Origin of the sequence: Dechloromonas sp. TW-R-39-2, assembly GCF_016864195.1 — a bacterium.
Lineage (GTDB): Bacteria > Pseudomonadota > Gammaproteobacteria > Burkholderiales > Rhodocyclaceae > Azonexus.
This window is the reverse complement of the sequence record NZ_CP045202.1, coordinates 2677476-2698736: the sequence shown is the minus strand read 5'-3', so window position 1 is coordinate 2698736 and position 21261 is coordinate 2677476. Positions and strand designations below refer to the sequence as shown.

Genomic DNA, 21261 nt, shown 5'->3' with positions numbered 1-21261 from the left:
TGGCTCCCGGCGCGGTCGACCGCGAAAATCAGCTTGTTTTGCATAAATTCTCCTTGGTGGAGTCAGTGGCTGCCAGCAAGGCCAGCAGGCTGGTGATGCAACGCGGTTGCGGTTGACTCGGCAGGATGCCGCGTTCGACCAGGCCGCGATGCAACACGATGGTTTCAGGGAGTGGCAGGCCGGCTGCCGCCAGCATGTCTGCCTGGCTGGCGAGTTCGTTTGCGGCGAGCGATGCCATGCAGCGACCGTCGGCCATCAAATGGATGTGTTCGGCCCAGCGGTAGGCAAAGTCGATGTCGTGCGTTGCCAGCAGCAGCGTGATGCCACTTTGCTGCAGGCTGTTGAGTGTCTTTTCGAGTTCTTTCTGCATGGCAGGATCGAGGCCGGCCATGGGTTCGTCGAGAATCAGCAACTCGGGCTGCATGGCCAGAACACCGGCAATGCAGACCCGCTTTTTCTGGCCGAAACTGAGGTTGTGTACCGCTTTGTCGGCCAGTTCAGTCAGGTCGACCAAGGCCAGTGCGGCAGCGACTCGCCGTTCGACGACATCGAGCTTGAGGCCGAGATTGAGCGGGCCGAATGAAACGTCGTCTGCAACGCTGGACGAGAATAATTGCCGGTCCGGGTCCTGGAATACCAGCCCGACCCGGCTGCGCAGATGGCGCAAGCCACTGCGGCTGTATTCGACCGGCTTGCCGGCATAGTGAACGACGCCGGAGGAGGGTTTGAGCAAACCGTTGGCATGCTGGAAGAGGGTCGTTTTGCCGGCGCCATTGGCGCCGATCAGGACGTTGCGTGTGCCGCGCCGGATACGCAGCGAGCACTGCGCCAGGCCGCGGCTGCCATCCGGGTAGCGATAGGTGGCCTGGGCCAGTTCGAGCAGGGTGTCGTTTTGTTCGGGCATCACAAGGCGACCGCCATGAGTATCAGCAGGCTGCTGGCCAGCACAGCGATCAGGCAGTCGCGCCCGGTGTTGGCGTAGGATTTTTCGATAAAGCGCAGCGGCCCATCGTTGTTGCGTGCCTGTGCGGCAAGATGAAGATCGTGGGCGCGTTGCCAGATTTGCAGGCTCAGGCTGGCAGCCAGTTCGCCAAGCGAGCGCAGCGAGGTTCCCGGGGTGGCATAACCGAGGCGCGCGGCCTGGGCTGTGTGCGTGCTCTGGCATGCGTCGGAAAAAACGAACAGCATGCGGTGGCAGAGCAGCATGATGTCGAGCAGCAGGGGCGGAGCCTTGAGGCGTTGCAGCAGACCCAGCAAATCGTTGAGTGGCGTGCTGGAAATAAGGAACAGCAGCGCGGCCAATGCCCCCAGCGAACGATTGCCGAGCGCGACGATTGGCCCGCTGGATTCAGGTATCAGGACGATGTGGGGCAGGCTGCTGGCGGGGTTCGTTTCGAGCGAGAACGCCAGCGACAGGCAACCGGGGAGCAGGAACAGCGCAGCCGGGACGGCCACCCGGACATACGAGCGCCAGCCAATGCCGGGACCGAGCAGGCTGGTGGCGATCAGGAGCAGGGTGATGCCTGCTGCGGTCAACGGCTGCCGAACGGCAAAAACCGCAATCAGGCCGCCAATCGAAAAAATGCTTTTTGCAGCCGGTGAGATGTGACGCCAGCGATTGTTCGCTGCCATTTGGTCAATCAGCATCGGATTGCTTCCCTGATTTTTGCTGATTGATTCGCTGCTGCTTTTCGCGATTGAGCGAGACGCCCAGGTAGTAGCCGATAAAGCCGGCACCCAGTGCTGCCTGCAAAGCAAACAGCAGTGATGCGATTTCGCTGCTGGCCGGTTGCAGCAGCGGCGTAAACCAGGGCTTGTAATCTGGCGATATCTGGCTGATCAAGGCTCTGGCCTTGTCATCCGTTCCCGTGAAAATGTCTGATGGCGGGCTTGCATCGGTCGGCACCGGTGCTTTGACCAGCCAGAGCGGCAAGGCTGCGAGCAAGACAACGATCAGCAAAAGCAGTGCATTCCGATGTCGTTTCATGCGCCGCTCCGCTTTGCGGGTAAAACAGCCATGTCACGCAACTCTTGCGGATTGAAGCGTGCCAGGGCGTTGAAAATCACGATGCTGAGCAGCCCTTCGCTGATCGCCAGCGGTATCTGGGTGATGGCAAAGATGCTCGAAAACTTGACCAGTGCGCCGCTAAAGCCGCTGACCGAATCAGGGAATGCCAGTGCCAGCTGGACGGAAGTGGTCAGATACGTGAATAAATCGGCCAGGGCGGCAGCACAAAATACGCTGACCGAGAATGAGCAATGCAGCCAGCGCATCATCCGAAAGGTCATGCTGGCCACCAAGGGGCCAACGATTGCCATCGAGAAGACATTGGCACCGAGTGTCGTCAAGCCGCCATGGGCCAGCAGCAATGCCTGAAAAAGCAGGACAACCGTACCAATCGGTGCCATCGCGACGGGGCCGAAAAGCAGCGCGCCCAGTCCCGTACCTGTCGGGTGCGAGCTGCTGCCTGAAAGCGAGGGGAGTTTAAGAGCCGACAGCACGAAGGCGAAGGCTGCGGCCACCCCAATCAGCATGCGCTGTTCGGGCTTGTCGCGAATGCGCTTGCCGAGCGCCAGCAGGCCCCAGCCGATAAAGGGTGCGGACGCCAGGCTCCAGCCAATGGCGTGCTCGAAAGGCAAAAAGCCCTCCATGATGTGCATTCTTCTCTCCCACAGCGAGAAATGGCAAACAGCACCAATACGGGGGAGAAATGCAGATCGGAAGAAATATCGCTGGCCAATGCCTGCGCAAATCAACAGAACCTTTCCCATCACCCCGGGGATTGGTACAGCAGTTGATTTAGGCCGGTCTTCTGGCTCGCCTTCAATCTAGTTTGCCAACCTTCCCGTGCGAACACAGTGGCGTAGGGCAAATTCGTCAGGCTTACAGCAGCGGGGGCTGCGCCGGAATGGTTGAGCTGTTGGCTCGAACGTCACCGGCTTCCCGTTTCACCCGCCCCACGACTGTGGAGCAAGGCACCTAAAACGGCGCGAGTATAGGCTGATCTGATTGCAATTGCATAGCGCAATTTTGCCGCTCTGCTGTTGGCGGGCGATTTACAGGCAATAAAAAAGCCACGGTTTGAGCCGTGGCTTTTGAATTCAAGCGGGGCGTGCTTAGTAGGCGCCCGGCTTTTTCTTGAATTTGCTGCGATCACCATCGAACTTGCGTTCGCCGCCGCCATCCTGGCGTCCTTCGTCCGGACGCAGGTTGATCGGGACGCCACGAACGCGGGTGCGTTTCAGGGCGTTGGCAGCTTCGCCAGGCATGCCAGCAGGCAGTTCGACCGTGCTTGATTCTTCGTAGAGCGCGATGCGACCGATGAAGCGGCTTTCAATCCCGGCTTCATTGGCGATGGCGCCAACGATATCCTTGACCTGAACGCCATGCTCCCGGCCCACATCGATCCGGTAACGGACAACGTCGCCTGCCGGTGCGGCACGGCGTGGCTTCTCTCCGCCTTCGAAACGGGGCCGTTCGCCACGATCTTCGAAACGCGGTTTGTCGCTGCCCTCAAAGCGCGGCTTGCGATCACGCTCGCCAAAGCTGCCCGGACGGGCACGGCTGTCGCGGTTGTCGTAGGCGGCAGCCGGGGCTGGACGCGGGTCTTCGCCGGCGATCTGCAGTGGCTTGCCTTCCTGGGCCATCATGGCCAGTGCGGCGGCAACTTCTTCGGCGCTGACATTTTGTTCTTCGGCAATTTGCGAAACGATGTTGGCAAAGAAATCGAGGCCTTCAGCATTGAGCACTTCGGCGACCTTGGCCTTGAAGTCGGTGACGCGCTTGTTGGTCACGTCGGCACGGCTGGGCAGGGTCAGTGGGGCGATCGGCTGGCGGGTGGCACGCTCGATGGTGCGCAGCATGCGAATTTCACGCGGCGCGACGAAGAGGATGGCGTTGCCGGTACGACCGGCGCGGCCGGTACGGCCGATACGGTGCACGTAGGCTTCGGTGTCGTACGGAATGTCATAGTTCACAACGTGGCTGACGCGCGGCACGTCGATGCCGCGGGCGGCCACGTCGGTGGCGATGACGATGTCCAGTGCGCCGGACTTCAACTGCTCGATGACGCGTTCGCGCATTTGCTGGTTGAGGTCGCCATTCAGCGCAGCAGCGGCGTAACCGCGGGCGTTGAGCTTGTCTGCCAGTTCAACGGTGGCGGTCTTGGTGCGGACGAAAATGATCGCTGCATCGAAGTTTTCTTCGACTTCGAGGATGCGGGTCAGGGCGTCCAGCTTGTGCATGCCGGAAACCTGCCAGTAAACCTGACGGATGGCGGCAACGGTGGCGGTGGCCGACTTGATCTTGATTTCGCGCGGTTCAACCAGGTATTTCTGGGCAACGCGGCGAATTTGTTCCGGCATGGTCGCCGAGAAAAGAGCGGTCTGGTGTTGTTCCGGCGTGCGTTCGAGAATCCACTCGACGTCGTCGATGAAGCCCATGCGCAGCATTTCGTCAGCTTCGTCGAGCACCAGGGTCTTCAGGTTGTCCAGGTTGAGCGTCTTGCGCTCAAGGTGGTCCATGACGCGACCCGGCGTGCCGACGATGACGTGGGCGCCGCGCGACAGTTGCTTGAGCTGGATGGTGTAGCTTTGACCGCCGTAAATCGGCAGCACATGGAAGCCGGGCAGGTTCTTGGCGTAGCTTTGCAGCGCTTCGGCAACCTGGATGGCGAGTTCGCGGGTCGGCGTCAGGATCAGGGCCTGCGGCTTGGCGACCTTGACGTCGATCTGTTCCATCAACGGCAGCGCAAAGGCGGCGGTCTTGCCGGTGCCGGTCTGGGCCATGCCGATGATGTCATGGCCGTCAAGCAGAATGGGAATGCACTGAGCTTGAATGGGCGACGGTGTTTCGTAGCCGATTTCAGTCAATGTCTGGAGTAGCGTGGAGCTTAGGCCGAGATCGGCAAAGCTTTCAGCGGGTGATGTCATGCTGTTTCCTTTCGACGTCGCTGCTTGCTTTTATTGGCTTGCGACGCGTATGCCCGATGGTCGGGCGGCCTGAGTTCCCCTGACGCAGCTATGCCTAGGGGGCGATTCAATGGTGAGACCTGCAAAGTGAACTGCAAACGAGGGGTAAAGCGGTAGCTGCTCGGGAGCCCTGCGGGCGATGGATCAACGCATTGATATTATTAGTTTACTCCATTTTTGCCTGGCCGGAAACTGCTAAGGTCGATATTTGCCAACTACAATACGCTGGCGCATTATTGCGGATACATGAAGCTCGACGCCAAGCGCTTGCTAGGGCGGCTTTTCGGGCCATAGGGGAGAGCATCGTTTTGCTGGGAAAAGTCGGATCATCATTGGCTGCCCGCTTTGGCTTCAGTCAGCTGAAGCTGCGTCTTTGGGCGCTGGCGCTGTTGCCGGTATTGGTCTTGCCGGTTGTCGCCGGCATTTTTCTGGTCATTGGCAACGAATATTTCGAGCGGATGCTGACCCAGAAAGTCATTGGCGATTTGTCGATGGCTCGCTCGCATCTCGAACACATTCAAAATGAAGCCAGTGCGTCGGCGCGTAGCCTGGCTGATTCAAAACGGATTAACCGTCTTTTGCGGGGTGAGTCAAAAGATACGCCATTGAGCGATGTCCTTGCCTCCCGTCAGGAGAATGTGGGTTTCGATTTCCTGGCCATTCTTGATCGTGAAGGACGGATTGCTGCATCGGCCCAGAAAAACGGTGAAACCAATCCATTCGCAGACATCGGCGTGGTGCGTCGGGCGCTGAGCAATCCTGCGCAGGCGACGGTTGGTCTGGAAGTTTTGCCTGGTGCATTGTTGGCTCGCTTGTCTGCCAGCTTGCCGGAGCGGGCAAGAATCGATTTGCTCCCGACGCCAATGGCTGCGCCGACTGATCGCAGCGCCGAAACCCGTGGCCTGCTCGTTGTAGCCACGGCGCCGATGCATGATGAAGCGGGTCAAATGATCGGTCTGGTGGTCGGCGGGACGTTGCTGAATCGGGATGATGCTTTTGTCGATTATTTGTCAGGTATCGTTTCGGCCGGTTGGCTGAAGCAACTGGGGGCCCATGGGGCGGTAACCCTGTTTCTTGGTGATACGCGCATCGCGACCAGTGTCCGGCTTGATGGCGGGGCACGGGCAATTGGTACGCGCGCTTCCCAGGTTGTCAGCGAGGCTGTTTTCGGGCGGGGTGAGACCTGGGTTCGTCGAGCTTTTGTCGTCGATCAGTGGGCCATGACGGCTTATGAGCCGGTGCACGATTTTGCCGGTGAACGGATCGGGATTCTGTATGTAGGCATTCCTGAGGCACCTTTCTCAGATTTTCGCTGGCGAGCCACGGCTATTTTCCTGCTGGCCTTGGTGATTGCTTCCGGTCTGGCTACCTGGATTTCATGGCGCCTGGTTCGCAGCATCGTTCACCCTCTTGCTCACCTTGAAACAACCATGCGCCTGGTCGGGCAGGGACAGATGGAGGTGCGCGTCGGTGCAATGCCGGGTGACGATGAACTGGCGCGTCTTGGCGAACTATTTAACCATTTGCTCGACACCATTGGCCAGCAGACTGCGGATTTGCGGGAGTGGGGCGAGTCGTTGGACAGCAAGGTCGTGCAACGCACCCGGGATCTGGCCGATGCGAATCAGGCGCTGGCTTTGGCGCGGGATGAAGCAGAAAGAGCCAATCGTGCGAAAAGTTCGTTCCTGGCCAACATGAGCCATGAAATACGTACGCCGATGAATGCGATCGTTGGCCTGACTCATCTGTTGCAGAAAGAGCTTCGTGATGAGCGCCAGGTAGACCGGCTCAAGAAGATAAATGCTGCGGCACAGCACTTGTTGTCGGTGATTAACGACATCCTCGATATTTCAAAAATCGAGGCTGGCAAATTGCATCTGGAACACAGCAGCTTCGATATGGACAAGGTGTTTGATTCTGTTTGCGCCATGACTGCTGAACGCGCTTGTGCAAAAGGTGTTGAACTGGTGCGCGATGTAGCACCCGAGATGGTTGGAACATTCCAGGGGGATGCCCTGCGCTTGAAGCAGATATTGCTCAATTTTGCTTCGAATGCCCTCAAGTTCACCGAGCAGGGTGCAATTGTCATCCGCTCGTCGGTTGTTGAAGACCGTGGAAATCAGGTGCTTGTTCGCTTCGAAATGAGCGATACGGGGGTTGGCATTCCCCATGATGCCTTGCCACGCTTGTTTTCAGCCTTTGAGCAGGCGGATAGTTCAACGACACGCAAATACGGCGGGACAGGTCTGGGGTTGGCGATCAGTCGTCGCCTGGCAGAGTTGATGGGCGGGCAGATCGGTGTTGAAAGCGAAACGGGGCGCGGCAGCATCTTCTGGTTTACGGCGCAGCTTGGGCGGGATGGTTCGACCGCGCGGGCTACGCCGCCGCTTTCCATGCTGGCAAATCGTCGGGTGCTGGTTGTGGACGATCACCCGGTGGCGCGTCAGGTGCTGGCCGATATGCTGGGCCTCCAGGGAATGCGTGTCGAGCAGGCTGAAGGGGGCGAGGCCGGTCTGGGGCTGATCGGTGTGGCCGATCGGGATGGCGATCCTTTTGAGTTGGTGTTGTTTGACTGGCGTATGCCCGGCATGGATGGCCTGGAGGCGGCTGAGGCGTTGGCGCGGATGCCTTTGCGGCATCGCCCGATGCATCTGCTGATCACGGCTTACGATAATGAATTGACGCGCGACCTGTGGGAACCTGCCGGTTTTCATGCCGTGCTGGCCAAACCGGTTTCCTCTTCGAGTCTTTACGATACCTTGCTCGGTCTGCTCGGGCGCGGCCAGATTGCTGCACCGATGGAGGCTGCGGCCGTCGAGCGCTTGCTGATTGAACGGCATGCCGGACAGCGCATTCTTTTGGCCGAAGACAACGAAATCAATCGGGAGGTGGCCATGGAGCTGCTTTCCACGGTCGAAATCGAATTCGATGTTGCCGAGAATGGTGCGGAGGCCTTGGCCAAGGCCGCTTCCGGACGTTACGACCTGATTTTGATGGACGTCCAAATGCCTGTCATGGACGGTTTGGAGGCAACGCGCCAGATTCGTCTTTTGCCCGGTTACAAATCAGTCCCGATTCTGGCGTTGACCGCGAATGCCTTCGAGGAAGATATCGCTGTTTGCCTGGCAGCCGGGATGGATGCGCATGTCGCCAAGCCGGTGGATCCTGATCTGCTTTTTGCTGCCTTGCTGACGTGGTTGCCTGAGCGTTAAGGGCGTACGGGGCGAAGTTCGGCCAGTTCGCTGGCCGAGAATCCGGCGGCCAGTCTGGCGCTTTCATTCAGCGGGGCAGATGGACGCGGCGCCTTGAAGTCGCTGAGTAATTGGCGATAGGTGCTTTCCGGTTCCAGTTGCCGCGCTGTGCATAACTCCCGGAACCAGCGGTCGCCCAGGCCGACATGGCCGATTTCATCGTGCAGGATGATGTCGAGCAGGCGCACACTTTCATGGTCGCCGCATTGTTCCAGTTTGCGCTGGATCGGTGGCGTGGCATCCAGGCCACGTGCTTCGAGCAGGCGTGGAACCAGCGCCATGCGAGCCAGGACGTCATGGTTGGTTTTTTCAGCCATCTGCCACAGGCCGGCATGCGCTGGAAAGTCACCGTAGTCGTAGCCTAGCGTCAGCAGACGTTCGCGCAGGATGGTGAAATGATAGGCTTCCTCCGCTGCGACACCGACCCAGTCAGCGTAGTACTGGCGTGGCATGTCACGGAAGCGGGCGGCGTGATCGAGGGCCAGGTTGATGGCGGAAAATTCGATGTGGACAATTGCATGCAGCAGCCTGGCCCGCCCTTCCGGGGTCGAGATATTGCGTGTCGGCACTTCTTTGGGCGGGATCAGCTCAGGTTTTGCGGGAATGCCGCAAGCAAGTGCCACGGCCGGTTGGTTTTGCCAGTCGAGTTTCTCAGCCTGCCAATCGGCAGCAAGTGCTGCGGTCAACCTCAGTTTTGAACTGATTTCTGTGCAGGCAAGTGCTTCGGCCAGTGCCGCAAAGAGCGATTTTTTCATGGGGCGGGATTGGTGTATTGCAGGTGAATGTTGTCGATTTCGGCAATGATTTCCGGCGACATGATCGTGTGCGTGGCGGGTAGTGTTTCCTGGAGTTGTGACAGGGATGACGCACCAATGATCGTGCTGCTGACAAACCAGCGCGAGCGAACAAAGCCCAGCGCCAGCTGGGTCGGGGTCATGTTGTGGCGACGGGCAAGGGCGACATAGGCGCTGACTGCGGGCGCGACATTCGGTTTGGTGTAGCGCTGCCCGAAGCTGGGCCACTGGGTCAGGCGGCCTGGTGCCGCCGGATTTTCCAGATATTTTCCGGTCAGGTGGCCGAAGGCGAGGGCTGAATAGGCGAGCAGGCCGACTTGCTCGCGATGGCAGACTTCGGCCAATCCGGTTTCAAAGGTGCGATTGAGCAAGTGGTAGGCATTTTGGGTTGAGACGACGTGAGGCAGGCCCAGCTCATCGGCCAGCCGGGTAAATTGCATGATGCCCCAGGGGTGTTCGTTCGAGAGTCCGATTTGACGGACTTTGCCTTCCCGGACCAGTTCGGCCAGTGCTTCAAGTTGTGTGCGGATCGGCGTGCATTCGCGTTCGGCGTCCGGGTTGAATTGCCATTGGCCGAACATCGGTTGATTGCGCTCCGGCCAGTGCAGTTGGTAAAGGTCGATATAGTCTGTCTGCAGGCGGCTCAACGATCCTTCGACTGCCGCACGAATATTGGCCCGGTCAAGTGCCGGCGGGCCGCTGCGTATCCACTGCAGGCTGCGGGCAGGGCCGGCGACCTTGGTGGCAACGATCACTTTGTCGCGCGATTGCCGGCTCAACCATCGGCCAACGATGCTTTCCGATGCGCCGCAGGTTTCGGCGCGCGGCGGGACGGCATACATCTCGGCTGTATCGATGAAGTTGACGCCCGCGTTCAGCGCAAAATCGAGTTGCGCATGGGCATCGGACTCGGAAGTCTGCTCACCAAAAGTCATGGTTCCCAGGCAAATGTCCGGCACGCTGAAACCTTTTTTGCCTAGAAGGCGTTGTTTGATTGAATTCATTCCATGTCTCCGAAAAATGCCAGAAATTCAGGGTTGACCGCAGAGAACGCCATAAATCAGCACGTGGCGCTTTAAAAGCGGATCGAAACTGGCTGGTACGATGGCCAGATTGTGTTCTTCATTGATCATGCCGTGGTTGTGCACCCATTCGCTGGCTGCCTTGTGAGCCTCGTCGAAGCTGAGGTACAGCCCTTGCAGGCTGGTTGAGCGGACGGATAAAAAATTGCCGCTGGTTTGGTCGAGCAAGGTATCCGTATCCAGCTTTTGAACCGCGTAGCCAGAAGCCGAGCGAGGCAGAGGGAGTGCAGCCAGGTCGAAACTGTCGCCAAATGCATCCGGAGGCATGATTGTGTTGGGCATGACGTATTTTAACGGGAAGATCTCTTGCAAACCCGAGTTAGGCTAAGGTGATTCGGTCCGACGTGGTAGAATTTTGCGCTGTAATAATTACTCAACAGGACTGTCATGTTCGGACGGCTGATGCCCAAAGAGGGCAAGTATTTCGATCTTTTCAATTCCCACGCAGATCTCATCGTGGAGGGAGGCAAGGCGCTTTCCGGTTTGATTGGCGCATTGGTGGATGAGCCGGGGAAGGCGGCGGTTCATGCCGAAGAGATCGATGTGCTGGAACGCAAGGCAGACGAAATTACGCACAGCACACTGGCGCAACTGCACACTTCATTCATCACGCCGTTTGACCGTGATGAAATTCATCAGCTGATCAACAGCATGGATGACATTCTCGACATCATTCAGGATGTCGCCGAATCAATGACCCTGTACGACATTCAGCGCGTTCCGCCGGAGGCCAAAGCGCTGGCTGACGTGACAGAGGCCTGTTGTGCACGGGTCCAGTCTTTGGTCAAGCTGCTGCACAGCATGGATAACGCACCCCAGATTCTCAAGTTCTGTCACGAAATTGCCGAACTTGAGTCTGATGCGGATCGTATATTGCGTGAAGCCATGTCCAAGCTCTTCCGTGAAGAGCCCGATGTTCGCCAAGTGGTCAAGCTCAAGGAAATTTACGAATTGCTCGAGTCTGTCAGTGATCGGTGCAAAGACGTGGCCGGTACTGTCGAAGCCATCGTTCTCGAAAATTCCTGAGCGGGTAGCTCGGCATGGATTCCATACATATCAGCCTCGGGGTCGTTGTTACCCTGGTGATTGTCGCTTTGCTGTTTGACTTCATGAATGGGTTTCATGATGCAGCAAATTCAATTGCTACCATTGTTTCAACCCGCGTCCTGAAGCCCCATCAGGCTGTTATCTGGGCTGCGGCATTCAATTTTCTGGCCTACTTCATGTTCCAGTTGAAGGTTGCCAGTACCATCGGCAAGGGCACCATTGATCCCAGCATCGTCGATCACTACGTCATCTTCGGTGCCCTGATTGGTGCCATTATCTGGAATATCATCACTTGGTACTACGGAATACCGTCATCGTCATCGCACGCGTTGGTTGGCGGGCTGGTCGGGGCAGCAGTAGCCAAAGCCGGGTTTGCAGGTTTGATTTCGGCGGGTGTCCTTAAAATCATAGCCTTTATTTTTGTCGCTCCGCTGCTCGGTTTCTTTATTGGTGGGGCGTTGATGGTCGTCGTTTCGTGGATTTGCCGGAATATGGCGCCGCGCAAGGTCGATAAGTATTTTCGCCGTTTTCAGCTTTTGTCTGCTGCAGCCTACAGCTTGGGGCATGGCGGTAACGATGCGCAGAAAACTGTGGGGATCATCTGGATGCTCTTGATTGCAGCCGGCATGTCCCAGTCCAATGAACCGATTCCGGGCTGGGTTGTTTTTTCCTGCTATACGGCAATGGGTCTGGGGACGATGTTTGGTGGTTGGCGGATCGTCAAGACGATGGGCAATCGCATCACCAAATTGAATCAGGCCCGAGGTTTTTGTGCCAATAGTGGTGGAGCCATTACGCTTTTCATGGCAACTGCCCTGGGTGTTCCTGTATCAACGACGCATACCATTACCGGTGCTATTGCCGGGGTGGGGTCTACTCGGGGTGCCCGGCGTGTCCGCTGGGGGGTTGCCGGTGGAATCGTCTGGGCTTGGATTCTGACCATTCCATGTAGTGCCGGTATGGCTGCAGTAGCTTGGTATCTTGGTCGCCTGATCCTTTAGGCTTCAGTCGCTCGCAGTTGTCATTTTGTTCTTTCTGCTCCTGCCGGTTCTTTTGGCAGGAGTGGTTTCTGTAGTCCTCCCTCTCCCCGAGGGTTGCCGTTGCCGATTCGGCAATGCGTACTGAAAGTTCGTGTGCGCTTAAGGCTGGGTCTAAGCTGGAATGTCCGGCGTAAGCAACTGCTCCAGTTGCATGATCTTGTCTTTCAATCCCAATTTTCTTTTTTTGAGTCGCCTGATCAACAAATCATCCGGAGGCGGGTTTTCGCTAAGGTGGGTGATTACAAGGTCTAGGTCGCGATGTTCTATCTGGCGTTCACTTAGCTGAACTCGAAGCAAGTTTGCAGCTTCTTCGCTGGGTGGTTGAAGTGACATCTCGAACTCCTGAGGCACTGACGATGTTTTGTTAGAATAACCTGAACAATTCAAAGGAGGAGAGCAAAATGCAACACCACGTAATCGTGTCTTTTGGCAAAGACAAGGAATTTGATTTCAAGCTGACAGGCGGAATGCCGGCTGATGAGGCTCGCAAATGGTTTGATCATGAATTCACGGTTCTCGAATGTGACGTAGCGACGCCAACCGGGAAAATCCTGGCAGTTGATCGTATTTTGAGCGTTGCCAAGTATGCAGGGGAGACTGCGTTTCGTGAGGGTGGTGGATGGGCTGAATCGTTTGCCAAGTGTACGGGGTCAATACTGGGGCGAGAATTGATTCGTGTTGATGTCGAGCACTACAGTATCGGGTACTGATGAACAAGGCGTTTGTCAGAGAGACGGAGAGCGACGAGGATGAAGAGCTTCCGAAGTCGCTGGTTCTTCCCTCGGGGACACGTAACTACATAACTCCATCCGGTCATGAGCGTTTAAAGGCTGAGTTGGAAGGTCTCGTAAAGCGTGAGCGACCACATGTGGTCGAGATCGTCGCTTGGGCAGCTTCAAATGGTGATCGTTCTGAGAATGGTGACTATATATATGGCAAGCGACGGTTACGCGAAATTGATCGGCGAATACGTTTCTTGACGAAGCGCCTCGAAATTGCAGAAATTGTTGATCCGCTTCGCCAGGGAAGCAATGACCAGATTTTTTTCGGCGCCAAGGTTACGGTTTCCAGCGAACATGGCGATGAAAACACCTACACCATTGTAGGGGTTGATGAGGTTGATGTTGCCAGAGGGCGTATTAGTTGGATATCGCCATTGGCGCGAGCATTGCTCAAGGCAAGGGAAGGTGATTCGGTAAGATTCCAGAGCCCTCATGGCGTTCGTGAAATAGATATTGTTGAGGTGCAGTACCTCGAGATTGACTGAATGACTCTGCTTTTTTATTTGTTTCCCCGATTTTGCACAAAGTAGTTGACTGCGATTTTAGTGTGTATATAATTCGCCCTCTTCGCTGCTGCCGGGGTTTCCGGCGGAAGGGAAGAAGAAGTTGGTAGGAAAAAAGAAGTGAGAAAGTGCTTGACGAGATGTAGGAAGTGCTTCATAATCTCGCTTCTCTGCTGCAGACGAATCGAAAGAAACGGCGCGGTAGCGATCTTTAAAAATTTGAACAACCGATAGGTGTGGGTGCCTTGATGCGAAGCGACGCAAGTCGCAAAAAAGTATTAAGGCAATCACACGGATGGAGAGATCCATCGAGGTAGAAGTAAAAATTCTACCGTCAGTGAATTGCGAGTGTTTTGGATTGAACTGAAGAGTTTGATCCTGGCTCAGATTGAACGCTGGCGGCATGCCTTACACATGCAAGTCGAACGGTAACAGGGAGCTTGCTCCGCTGACGAGTGGCGAACGGGTGAGTAATGTATCGGAACGTACCTTTCAGTGGGGGATAACGTAGCGAAAGTTACGCTAATACCGCATATTCTGTGAGCAGGAAAGCAGGGGACCTTCGGGCCTTGCGCTGATTGAGCGGCTGATATCAGATTAGCTAGTTGGTGAGGTAAAGGCTCACCAAGGCGACGATCTGTAGCGGGTCTGAGAGGATGATCCGCCACACTGGAACTGAGACACGGTCCAGACTCCTACGGGAGGCAGCAGTGGGGAATTTTGGACAATGGGGGCAACCCTGATCCAGCCATGCCGCGTGAGTGAAGAAGGCCTTCGGGTTGTAAAGCTCTTTCGGCCGGGAAAAAATCGCATGGGCTAATACCCTGTGTGGATGATGGTACCGGAATAAGAAGCACCGGCTAACTACGTGCCAGCAGCCGCGGTAATACGTAGGGTGCGAGCGTTAATCGGAATTACTGGGCGTAAAGCGTGCGCAGGCGGTTTTTTAAGACAGGCGTGAAATCCCCGGGCTCAACCTGGGAACTGCGCTTGTGACTGGAAGGCTAGAGTACGGCAGAGGGGGGTGGAATTCCACGTGTAGCAGTGAAATGCGTAGAGATGTGGAGGAACACCAATGGCGAAGGCAGCCCCCTGGGTCGATACTGACGCTCATGCACGAAAGCGTGGGGAGCAAACAGGATTAGATACCCTGGTAGTCCACGCCCTAAACGATGTCAACTAGGTGTTGGGTGGGTAAAACCATTTAGTACCGGAGCTAACGCGTGAAGTTGACCGCCTGGGGAGTACGGCCGCAAGGTTAAAACTCAAAGGAATTGACGGGGACCCGCACAAGCGGTGGATGATGTGGATTAATTCGATGCAACGCGAAAAACCTTACCTACCCTTGACATGTTCAGAATCCCGAAGAGATTTGGGAGTGCCCGAAAGGGAGCTGGAACACAGGTGCTGCATGGCTGTCGTCAGCTCGTGTCGTGAGATGTTGGGTTAAGTCCCGCAACGAGCGCAACCCTTGTCGTTAATTGCCATCATTTAGTTGGGCACTTTAACGAGACTGCCGGTGACAAACCGGAGGAAGGTGGGGATGACGTCAAGTCCTCATGGCCCTTATGGGTAGGGCTTCACACGTCATACAATGGTCGGTACAGAGGGTTGCCAAGCCGCGAGGTGGAGCCAATCCCAGAAAGCCGATCGTAGTCCGGATCGTAGGCTGCAACTCGCCTGCGTGAAGTCGGAATCGCTAGTAATCGCGGATCAGCATGTCGCGGTGAATACGTTCCCGGGTCTTGTACACACCGCCCGTCACACCATGGGAGCGGGTTCCGCCAGAAGTAGGTAGCCTAACCGCAAGGGGGGCGCTTACCACGGCGGGGTTCGTGACTGGGGTGAAGTCGTAACAAGGTAGCCGTAGGGGAACCTGCGGCTGGATCACCTCCTTTCTAGAGAAAGCATCTCTGGCACCCACAACCTATCGGTTGTTCAGTAGTGGCAACAGACGAGGGTCTGTAGCTCAGTCGGTTAGAGCACCGTCTTGATAAGGCGGGGGTCGTTGGTTCGATTCCAACCAGACCCACCAACGTCTAAACACGGGGGATTAGCTCAGCTGGGAGAGCACCTGCTTTGCAAGCAGGGGGTCAACGGTTCGATCCCGTTATCCTCCACCAAAACCTAAAGATAAGCATGGGTGTTTATCTTTGGCTTTTGGAAACGAAATGCCACGCTCTTTAACAAATTGGAAGAAGGTTGTATTGCTGATGCTGATGAGGCATTGGCAGTACGTTGTGATTGCATCGATCGTTATTTCTTAGTCGGGATAACGGTCGCACAAAGATTTGCCTGTAGCCGCTCTCGCGAGAGAGGACAAGGTTATAGGATCAAGCGACTAAGTGCATGTGGTGGATGCCTTGGCGATCACAGGCGATGAAGGACGTGCAAGCCTGCGAAAAGCGGGGGGAGCTGGCAATGAAGCTTTGATCCCCGATATCCGAATGGGGAAACCCGGCCAGCAATGGTCATCTTTATCTGAATACATAGGATATTGAAGCGAACCCGGTGAACTGAAACATCTAAGTAGCCGGAGGAAAAGAAATCAACCGAGATTCCCCTAGTAGTGGCGAGCGAACGGGGAAGAGCCTGCTAGTGATAGCGGAACTGTTAGAAGAACGGAATGGAAAGTCCGGCCGTAGTGGGTGATAGCCCCGTATTCGAAAACAGATCCGTGGTACTAAGTTAGCGAAAAGTAGGGCGGGGCACGTGAAACCTTGTCTGAACATGGGGGGACCATCCTCCAAGGCTAAATACTCGTGATCGACCGATAGTGAACCAGTACCGTGAGGGAAAGGCGAAAAGAACCCCGGGAGGGGAGTGAAATAGAACCTGAAACCGCATGCATACAAACAGTGGGAGCCTCCTTGTGGGGTGACTGCGTACCTTTTGTATAATGGGTCAGCGACTTACGTTGTGTTGCGAGCTTAACCGAATAGGGGAGGCGTAGCGAAAGCGAGTCTGATAAGGGCGTTTAGTAGCACGGCGTAGACCCGAAACCGGATGATCTATCCATGGCCAGGATGAAGGTGCCGTAACAGGTACTGGAGGTCCGAACCCACTAACGTTGAAAAGTTAGGGGATGAGCTGTGGATAGGGGTGAAAGGCTAAACAAATCCGGAAATAGCTGGTTCTCCCCGAAAACTATTTAGGTAGTGCGTCTTGTATCACTTACGGGGGTAAAGCACTGTTATGGCTAGGGGGTCATCGCGACTTACCAAACCATGGCAAACTCTGAATACCGTAAAGTGCGAGCAAGGCAGACAGACAGTGGGTGCTAACGTCCATTGTCAAGAGGGAAACAACCCAGACCGCCAGCTAAGGTCCCAAGACATGGTTAAGTGGGAAACGAAGTGGGAAGGCATAGACAGCTAGGAGGTTGGCTTAGAAGCAGCCATCCTTTAAAGAAAGCGTAATAGCTCACTAGTCGAGTCGTCCTGCGCGGAAGATGTAACGGGGCTCAAACCATGCACCGAAGCTGCGGATATCGAAAGATATGGTAGGGGAGCGTTCTGTAGGTCTGTGAAGGTGACTTGAGAAGGTTGCTGGAGATATCAGAAGTGCGAATGCTGACATGAGTAGCGATAAAGGGAGTGAAAAGCTCCCTCGCCGAAAGCCCAAGGTTTCCTACGCAACGTTCATCGGCGTAGGGTGAGTCGGCCCCTAAGGCGAGGCAGAAATGCGTAGTCGATGGGAAACAGGTCAATATTCCTGTACCGATTCTAGATGCGATGTGGGGACGGAGAAGGTTAGGTCAGCCATCTGTTGGAATAGGTGGTTTAAGCGTGTAGGAGTGTCCCGTAGGCAAATCCGCGGGAATTATCTGAGGCGTGACGACGAGGTGCTACGGCACTGAAGTGATTGATACCAAGCTTCCAGGAAAAGCCACTAAGCTTCAGTCTAGAATTGACCGTACCGCAAACCGACACAGGTGGGCAGGATGAAAATTCTAAGGCGCTTGAGAGAACTCAGGAGAAGGAACTCGGCAAATTAACACCGTAACTTCGGGAGAAGGTGTGCCCCGGTAGGGTATAAGGCCTCGCGCCGAAAGCCCGATGGGGTTGCAGTGAAATGGTGGCTGCGACTGTTTAATAAAAACACAGCACTCTGCAAACACGAAAGTGGACGTATAGGGTGTGACGCCTGCCCGGTGCCGGAAGGTTAATTGATGGGGTGCAAGCTCTTGATCGAAGCCCCGGTAAACGGCGGCCGTAACTATAACGGTCCTAAGGTAGCGAAATTCCTTGTCGGGTAAGTTCCGACCTGCACGAATGGCGTAACGATGGCCACACTGTCTCCTCCTGAGACTCAGCGAAGTTGAAATGTTTGTGAAGATGCAATCTCCCCGCGGCAAGACGGAAAGACCCCATGAACCTTTACTGTAGCTTTGCATTGGACTTTGAACCGGTCTGTGTAGGATAGGTGGGAGGCTGTGAAACCGGGACGCTAGTCTCGGTGGAGCCGACCTTGAAATACCACCCTGGTTTGTTTGAGGTTCTAACCTTGATCCGTGAATCCGGATCGGGGACCGTGCATGGTGGGCAGTTTGACTGGGGCGGTCTCCTCCCAAAAGGTAACGGAGGAGTACGAAGGTACGCTTAGGGCGGTCGGACATCGCCCATAAAGTGCAATGGCAAAAGCGTGCTTGACTGCGAGACCCACAAGTCGAGCAGGTGCGAAAGCAGGTCATAGTGATCCGGTGGTTCTGTATGGAAGGGCCATCGCTCAACGGATAAAAGGTACTCTGGGGATAACAGGCTGATACCGCCCAAGAGTTCATATCGACGGCGGTGTTTGGCACCTCGATGTCGGCTCATCACATCCTGGGGCTGTAGCCGGTCCCAAGGGTATGGCTGTTCGCCATTTAAAGTGGTACGTGAGCTGGGTTTAAAACGTCGTGAGACAGTTTGGTCCCTATCTGCCGTGGGCGCTGGAAATTTGAAGGGGGCTGCTCCTAGTACGAGAGGACCGGAGTGGACGAACCTCTGGTGTACCGGTTATGACGCCAGTCGTATCGCCGGGTAGCTATGTTCGGAAGAGATAAACGCTGAAAGCATCTAAGCGTGAAACTCGCCTTAAGATAAGATTTCCCGGAGTCTTGAACTCCTTGAAGGGTCGTCGAAGACCACGACGTTGATAGGTCAGGTGTGGAAGCGCAGTAATGCGTTAAGCTAACTGATACTAATTGCCCGTAAGGCTTGATCCTATAACCTTGTTTATACAAGCAAATCCGCAGTCACAACAAAACAACCTTCCTCCCAATTTGGCTTGGCGCTAATCAGCGACAAGCACACAAGTTACGCTTGGCGGCAATAGCCTTCTGGACCCACCCCTTCCCTTCCCGAACAGGACCGTGAAACAGAATCGCGCCGATGATAGTGAGCTTCCGCTCGCGAAAGTAGGTCACCGCCAGGCTCCCATTCAAAGCCCTCGTTACCAACGTAACGAGGGCTTTATGCTTTAATGCTACCAATAATCAAAATCTGATTGAGAGAAAGTAGATTCAAATTCTCCGAGTTTGTCTTTCCTCTTGAAACGCCAGGATTCATCCCCATCTCAAGGAACACATCATTGTTTCATTGGGAGTTTCAAGCATGTCCGAGTCTGCAACTGCGAACGTTAATCGCGAAACCCTGGGTTTCCAGGCTGAAGTCAAACAACTGCTGCAACTGATGATTCATTCCTTGTACAGCAACAAGGAAATTTTTCTGCGCGAGCTGGTTTCAAATGCTTCCGATGCCTGTGACAAGCTTCGTTTTGAAGCCCTTAACAATAGCGCCCTCTATGGCGATGATGCCGACCTGAAAATTCGCATCGCTTTCAACAAGGATGCTCGCACCATCACTATCTCTGACAACGGTATCGGCTTGTCACGTGATGAGGCTGTTGAGCATCTTGGTACGATTGCCAAATCAGGAACCAAGGAATTTTTCTCGGCGCTGACCGGTGACCAGGCCAAGGATGCGCACTTGATCGGCCAATTCGGTGTCGGTTTCTACTCATCGTTCATCATCGCCGACAAAGTTACGGTCGTTTCACGGCGTGCTGGCTTCGAAGCCAATCAGGCTGTTTGCTGGGAGTCGGGTGGTGAGGGCGATTACACCGTCGAGATGGTTGAAAAGGCGACGCGCGGTACCGACGTCACGTTGCATCTGCGTGAGGGCGAGGACGAATTTTTGGGTGGCTGGAAGCTGAAGTCGATCATCCGCAAATACTCCGATCACATTACCTTGCCGATCGTGATGAAGAAGGAAGAGTGGAAAGACGGCGAGCAATTGATGACCGAAGAGGATGAAACGGTCAATCAGGCAAATGCACTCTGGGTGCGTGCCAAGTCTGACATCACCGACGAGCAGTACAAGGAATTCTACAAGCACGTTGCGCACGATTTCGAAGATCCGCTGTCCTGGACGCACGCCCGTGTCGAAGGCAAGCAGGAATACACGCAACTGCTCTATATTCCGGCGCGTGCCCCGTTCGATCTCTGGGATCGTAATGCCCGTCACGGCATCAAACTCTACGTACGCCGCGTCTTCATCATGGACGATGCTGAACAGTTGATGCCGCTCTACATGCGTTTTGTCCGCGGTGTGGTCGATTCGGCCGACCTGCCGCTCAACGTTTCGCGTGAAATCCTGCAGCAGAGCAAGGATATTGACGGTATCCGCAATGGTTGTACGCGCAAGGTGCTCGGTATGCTTGAGGACCTGGCTGAGAACGACAAGGAAAAATACGCGACTTTCTGGGGCGCATTCGGCAATGTGCTCAAGGAAGGCGTCGGCGAGGACCATGCCAACAAGGAAAAAATCGCCGGCCTGCTTCGCTTTGCCTCGACCCACAACGACACGACTGAACAGAATGTCTCGCTGGCCGACTACATCGCCCGCATGAAAGAAGGTCAGGAAAAGATTTATTACGTTACGGCTGATACTTTCAATGCTGCCAAGAACAGTCCGCATCTCGAAATCTTCCGCAAGAAAGGCATCGAAGTCCTGCTGCTCTCCGACCGTGTTGATGAATGGGTCGTCGGTCACCTTACCGAGTTTGACGGGAAGCAACTGCAGTCCGTGGCCAAGGGTGGGCTTGATCTCGGCAAGCTGGAAGATGAGGCAGAAAAGCAGGAGGCCGAAAAGGCTGCTGACGAATACAAGGAACTGATCGACAAGGTCAAGGCCTCGTTGGGCGACAAGGTCAAGGACGTCCGCGTCACCTATCGTCTGACCGACTCGCCGTCATGCCTGGTTTCCGACGAGCATGATCCGTCCGGCAACCTGGCGCGTCTGATGAAGGCGGCAGGCCAGCAAATGCCGAATACCAAGCCGATTCTCGAAGTCAATCCGAACCATCCGGCAGTCATGCGCCTCAAGTATGAAGAAAGCCGCTTCGATGATTGGGCTGCTCTGCTTTTCGAGCAGGCAACCCTGGCTGAAGGTGGCCAACTGGATGATCCGGCTGGCTTCGTCAAGCGGATCAACGACCTGATGATGGCCTTGTCGGCCAAGTAAGTCGATTTCGGCACTTTGCTGCGGTCGACCGTGGCAAAGTGTCGAAAATCACATGAGTCCCGACGATCTGCTTCTCCTGGTGAGCCGTGAAATGCCCTTTGGCAAATACAAGGGGCGCTTGCTGGCCGACTTGCCGGGAAATTATCTCAACTGGTTTGCCCGTGAGGGATTTCCACCTGGGGAGATTGGGCGCTTGCTTGCCTTGATGCAGGAGATAGATCACAACGGTCTGTCTGCTCTGCTGACCCCGCTGCGCCAACGTTGAAAAAGCCGCCTGATCCTG

16 protein-coding genes, 2 tRNA genes, 3 rRNA genes and 1 riboswitch are annotated in these 21261 nt (G+C 55.5%); of the genes, 12 read left to right on the top strand and 9 right to left on the bottom strand.

Annotation, left to right across the window (positions count from 1 at the left end):
* Positions 1-28 precede the first annotated feature (28 nt).
* The 5 genes from GBK02_RS13075 to GBK02_RS13055 form a co-directional block, all read right to left on the bottom strand.
* Entirely contained in the window at positions 29-904 is an 876-nt protein-coding gene (locus GBK02_RS13075; protein WP_203467078.1) for an energy-coupling factor ABC transporter ATP-binding protein, read from the bottom strand.
* Complete coding sequence (gene cbiQ / locus GBK02_RS13070) at positions 904-1647, bottom strand: cobalt ECF transporter T component CbiQ (RefSeq protein WP_203467077.1); 744 nt, start codon at positions 1645-1647, stop codon at positions 904-906. Before cbiQ ends, GBK02_RS13075 begins: the two co-directional genes overlap by 1 nt.
* Positions 1637-1987, bottom strand: coding sequence for an energy-coupling factor ABC transporter substrate-binding protein (locus GBK02_RS13065; RefSeq protein WP_203467076.1), 351 nt, complete (start codon positions 1985-1987; stop codon positions 1637-1639). Before GBK02_RS13065 ends, cbiQ begins: the two co-directional genes overlap by 11 nt.
* Complete coding sequence (locus tag GBK02_RS13060; protein ID WP_203467075.1) at positions 1984-2661, bottom strand: energy-coupling factor ABC transporter permease; 678 nt, start codon at positions 2659-2661, stop codon at positions 1984-1986. The genes GBK02_RS13065 and GBK02_RS13060 overlap by 4 nt, the downstream gene beginning before the upstream one ends.
* 124 nt (positions 2662-2785) lie before the next feature.
* A riboswitch (cobalamin riboswitch) is annotated at positions 2786-2999 on the bottom strand.
* A 118-nt stretch (positions 3000-3117) separates the two neighbouring features.
* Positions 3118-4932: a DEAD/DEAH box helicase gene (locus tag GBK02_RS13055; protein ID WP_203467074.1), complete on the bottom strand. Its 1815-nt coding sequence runs from the start codon at positions 4930-4932 to the stop codon at positions 3118-3120.
* Between the two features lie 371 nt (positions 4933-5303).
* Here GBK02_RS13055 and GBK02_RS13050 point away from each other — a divergent pair, with 371 nt between their 5' ends.
* The gene (locus GBK02_RS13050) at positions 5304-8183 is read left to right on the top strand and encodes a response regulator (protein WP_203467073.1); all 2880 of its coding nucleotides are present in this window, start codon (positions 5304-5306) and stop codon (positions 8181-8183) included.
* Here GBK02_RS13050 and GBK02_RS13045 read toward each other — a convergent pair.
* The 3 genes from GBK02_RS13045 to GBK02_RS13035 are packed head-to-tail and all read right to left on the bottom strand — an operon-like array spanning position 8180 to position 10380.
* Positions 8180-8977, bottom strand: a complete 798-nt coding sequence (locus tag GBK02_RS13045) for a ferritin-like domain-containing protein (RefSeq protein WP_203467072.1) — start codon at positions 8975-8977, stop codon at positions 8180-8182. The two genes, GBK02_RS13050 and GBK02_RS13045, sit on opposite strands and share 4 nt — an antisense overlap.
* Positions 8974-10011: an aldo/keto reductase gene (locus GBK02_RS13040; RefSeq protein ID WP_371810517.1), complete on the bottom strand. Its 1038-nt coding sequence runs from the start codon at positions 10009-10011 to the stop codon at positions 8974-8976. Before GBK02_RS13040 ends, GBK02_RS13045 begins: the two co-directional genes overlap by 4 nt.
* Positions 10012-10047: 36 nt before the next feature.
* Positions 10048-10380 carry a hypothetical protein gene (locus tag GBK02_RS13035; protein ID WP_203467070.1) on the bottom strand — a complete coding sequence of 111 codons (333 nt, stop codon included), beginning with the start codon at positions 10378-10380 and terminating at the stop codon, positions 10048-10050.
* A gap of 105 nt (positions 10381-10485) precedes the next feature.
* Between GBK02_RS13035 and GBK02_RS13030 the strand changes: the two genes are divergently transcribed.
* Positions 10486-11124 (top strand): DUF47 domain-containing protein, encoded by a 639-nt coding sequence (locus GBK02_RS13030; protein WP_203467069.1) that lies wholly within the window; start codon positions 10486-10488, stop codon positions 11122-11124.
* 14 nt (positions 11125-11138) lie between these two features.
* The gene (locus GBK02_RS13025) at positions 11139-12146 is read left to right on the top strand and encodes an inorganic phosphate transporter (protein WP_203467068.1); all 1008 of its coding nucleotides are present in this window, start codon (positions 11139-11141) and stop codon (positions 12144-12146) included.
* A 150-nt stretch (positions 12147-12296) separates the two neighbouring features.
* Here GBK02_RS13025 and GBK02_RS13020 read toward each other — a convergent pair whose 3' ends face one another.
* Entirely contained in the window at positions 12297-12518 is a 222-nt protein-coding gene (locus GBK02_RS13020) for a YdcH family protein (RefSeq protein WP_203467067.1), read from the bottom strand.
* A gap of 68 nt (positions 12519-12586) precedes the next feature.
* Here GBK02_RS13020 and GBK02_RS13015 point away from each other — a divergent pair, with 68 nt between their 5' ends.
* From GBK02_RS13015 to GBK02_RS12975, 9 genes are all read left to right on the top strand, one after another.
* Positions 12587-12895, top strand: coding sequence for a hypothetical protein (locus tag GBK02_RS13015; RefSeq protein WP_203467066.1), 309 nt, complete (start codon positions 12587-12589; stop codon positions 12893-12895).
* Positions 12895-13452, top strand: coding sequence for a transcription elongation factor GreB (greB, locus tag GBK02_RS13010; RefSeq protein WP_203467065.1), 558 nt, complete (start codon positions 12895-12897; stop codon positions 13450-13452). The genes GBK02_RS13015 and greB overlap by 1 nt, the downstream gene beginning before the upstream one ends.
* 378 nt (positions 13453-13830) lie before the next feature.
* Positions 13831-15368 (top strand): 16S ribosomal RNA (locus GBK02_RS13005).
* A 60-nt stretch (positions 15369-15428) separates the two neighbouring features.
* Positions 15429-15505: transfer RNA gene (locus tag GBK02_RS13000), tRNA-Ile, on the top strand.
* A 12-nt stretch (positions 15506-15517) separates the two neighbouring features.
* Positions 15518-15593, top strand: a tRNA-Ala gene (locus tag GBK02_RS12995).
* 208 nt (positions 15594-15801) lie between these two features.
* Positions 15802-18679, top strand: a 23S ribosomal RNA gene (locus GBK02_RS12990).
* A 96-nt stretch (positions 18680-18775) separates the two neighbouring features.
* Positions 18776-18888: ribosomal RNA gene (gene rrf / locus GBK02_RS12985) — 5S ribosomal RNA — on the top strand.
* The 16S, 23S and 5S rRNA genes sit together here with 2 tRNA genes alongside, the layout of an rRNA operon.
* A 179-nt stretch (positions 18889-19067) precedes the next feature.
* On the top strand, positions 19068-20978 hold the full coding sequence (htpG, locus tag GBK02_RS12980) for a molecular chaperone HtpG (protein ID WP_203467064.1): 1911 nt from the start codon (positions 19068-19070) through the stop codon (positions 20976-20978).
* A 52-nt stretch (positions 20979-21030) separates the two neighbouring features.
* On the top strand, positions 21031-21243 hold the full coding sequence (locus GBK02_RS12975; RefSeq protein ID WP_203467063.1) for a DUF3820 family protein: 213 nt from the start codon (positions 21031-21033) through the stop codon (positions 21241-21243).
* Positions 21244-21261: the final 18 nt, after the last annotated feature.

What these genes read in the sequence shown, in the direction of transcription:
- GBK02_RS13075 (WP_203467078.1), bottom strand. Translation starts at nt 904, where the DNA reads ATGCCCGAACAAAACGACACCCTGCTCGAACTGGCCCAGGCCACCTAT.
- cbiQ (WP_203467077.1), bottom strand. Translation starts at nt 1,647, where the DNA reads ATGCTGATTGACCAAATGGCAGCGAACAATCGCTGGCGTCACATCTCA.
- GBK02_RS13065 (WP_203467076.1), bottom strand. Translation starts at nt 1,987, where the DNA reads ATGAAACGACATCGGAATGCACTGCTTTTGCTGATCGTTGTCTTGCTC.
- GBK02_RS13060 (WP_203467075.1), bottom strand. Translation starts at nt 2,661, where the DNA reads ATGCACATCATGGAGGGCTTTTTGCCTTTCGAGCACGCCATTGGCTGG.
- GBK02_RS13055 (WP_203467074.1), bottom strand. Translation starts at nt 4,932, where the DNA reads ATGACATCACCCGCTGAAAGCTTTGCCGATCTCGGCCTAAGCTCCACG.
- GBK02_RS13045 (WP_203467072.1), bottom strand. Translation starts at nt 8,977, where the DNA reads ATGAAAAAATCGCTCTTTGCGGCACTGGCCGAAGCACTTGCCTGCACA.
- GBK02_RS13035 (WP_203467070.1), bottom strand. Translation starts at nt 10,380, where the DNA reads ATGCCCAACACAATCATGCCTCCGGATGCATTTGGCGACAGTTTCGAC.
- GBK02_RS13030 (WP_203467069.1), top strand. Translation starts at nt 10,486, where the DNA reads ATGTTCGGACGGCTGATGCCCAAAGAGGGCAAGTATTTCGATCTTTTC.
- GBK02_RS13025 (WP_203467068.1), top strand. Translation starts at nt 11,139, where the DNA reads ATGGATTCCATACATATCAGCCTCGGGGTCGTTGTTACCCTGGTGATT.
- GBK02_RS13020 (WP_203467067.1), bottom strand. Translation starts at nt 12,518, where the DNA reads ATGTCACTTCAACCACCCAGCGAAGAAGCTGCAAACTTGCTTCGAGTT.
- GBK02_RS13015 (WP_203467066.1), top strand. Translation starts at nt 12,587, where the DNA reads ATGCAACACCACGTAATCGTGTCTTTTGGCAAAGACAAGGAATTTGAT.
- greB (WP_203467065.1), top strand. Translation starts at nt 12,895, where the DNA reads ATGAACAAGGCGTTTGTCAGAGAGACGGAGAGCGACGAGGATGAAGAG.
- htpG (WP_203467064.1), top strand. Translation starts at nt 19,068, where the DNA reads ATGTCCGAGTCTGCAACTGCGAACGTTAATCGCGAAACCCTGGGTTTC.
- GBK02_RS12975 (WP_203467063.1), top strand. Translation starts at nt 21,031, where the DNA reads ATGAGTCCCGACGATCTGCTTCTCCTGGTGAGCCGTGAAATGCCCTTT.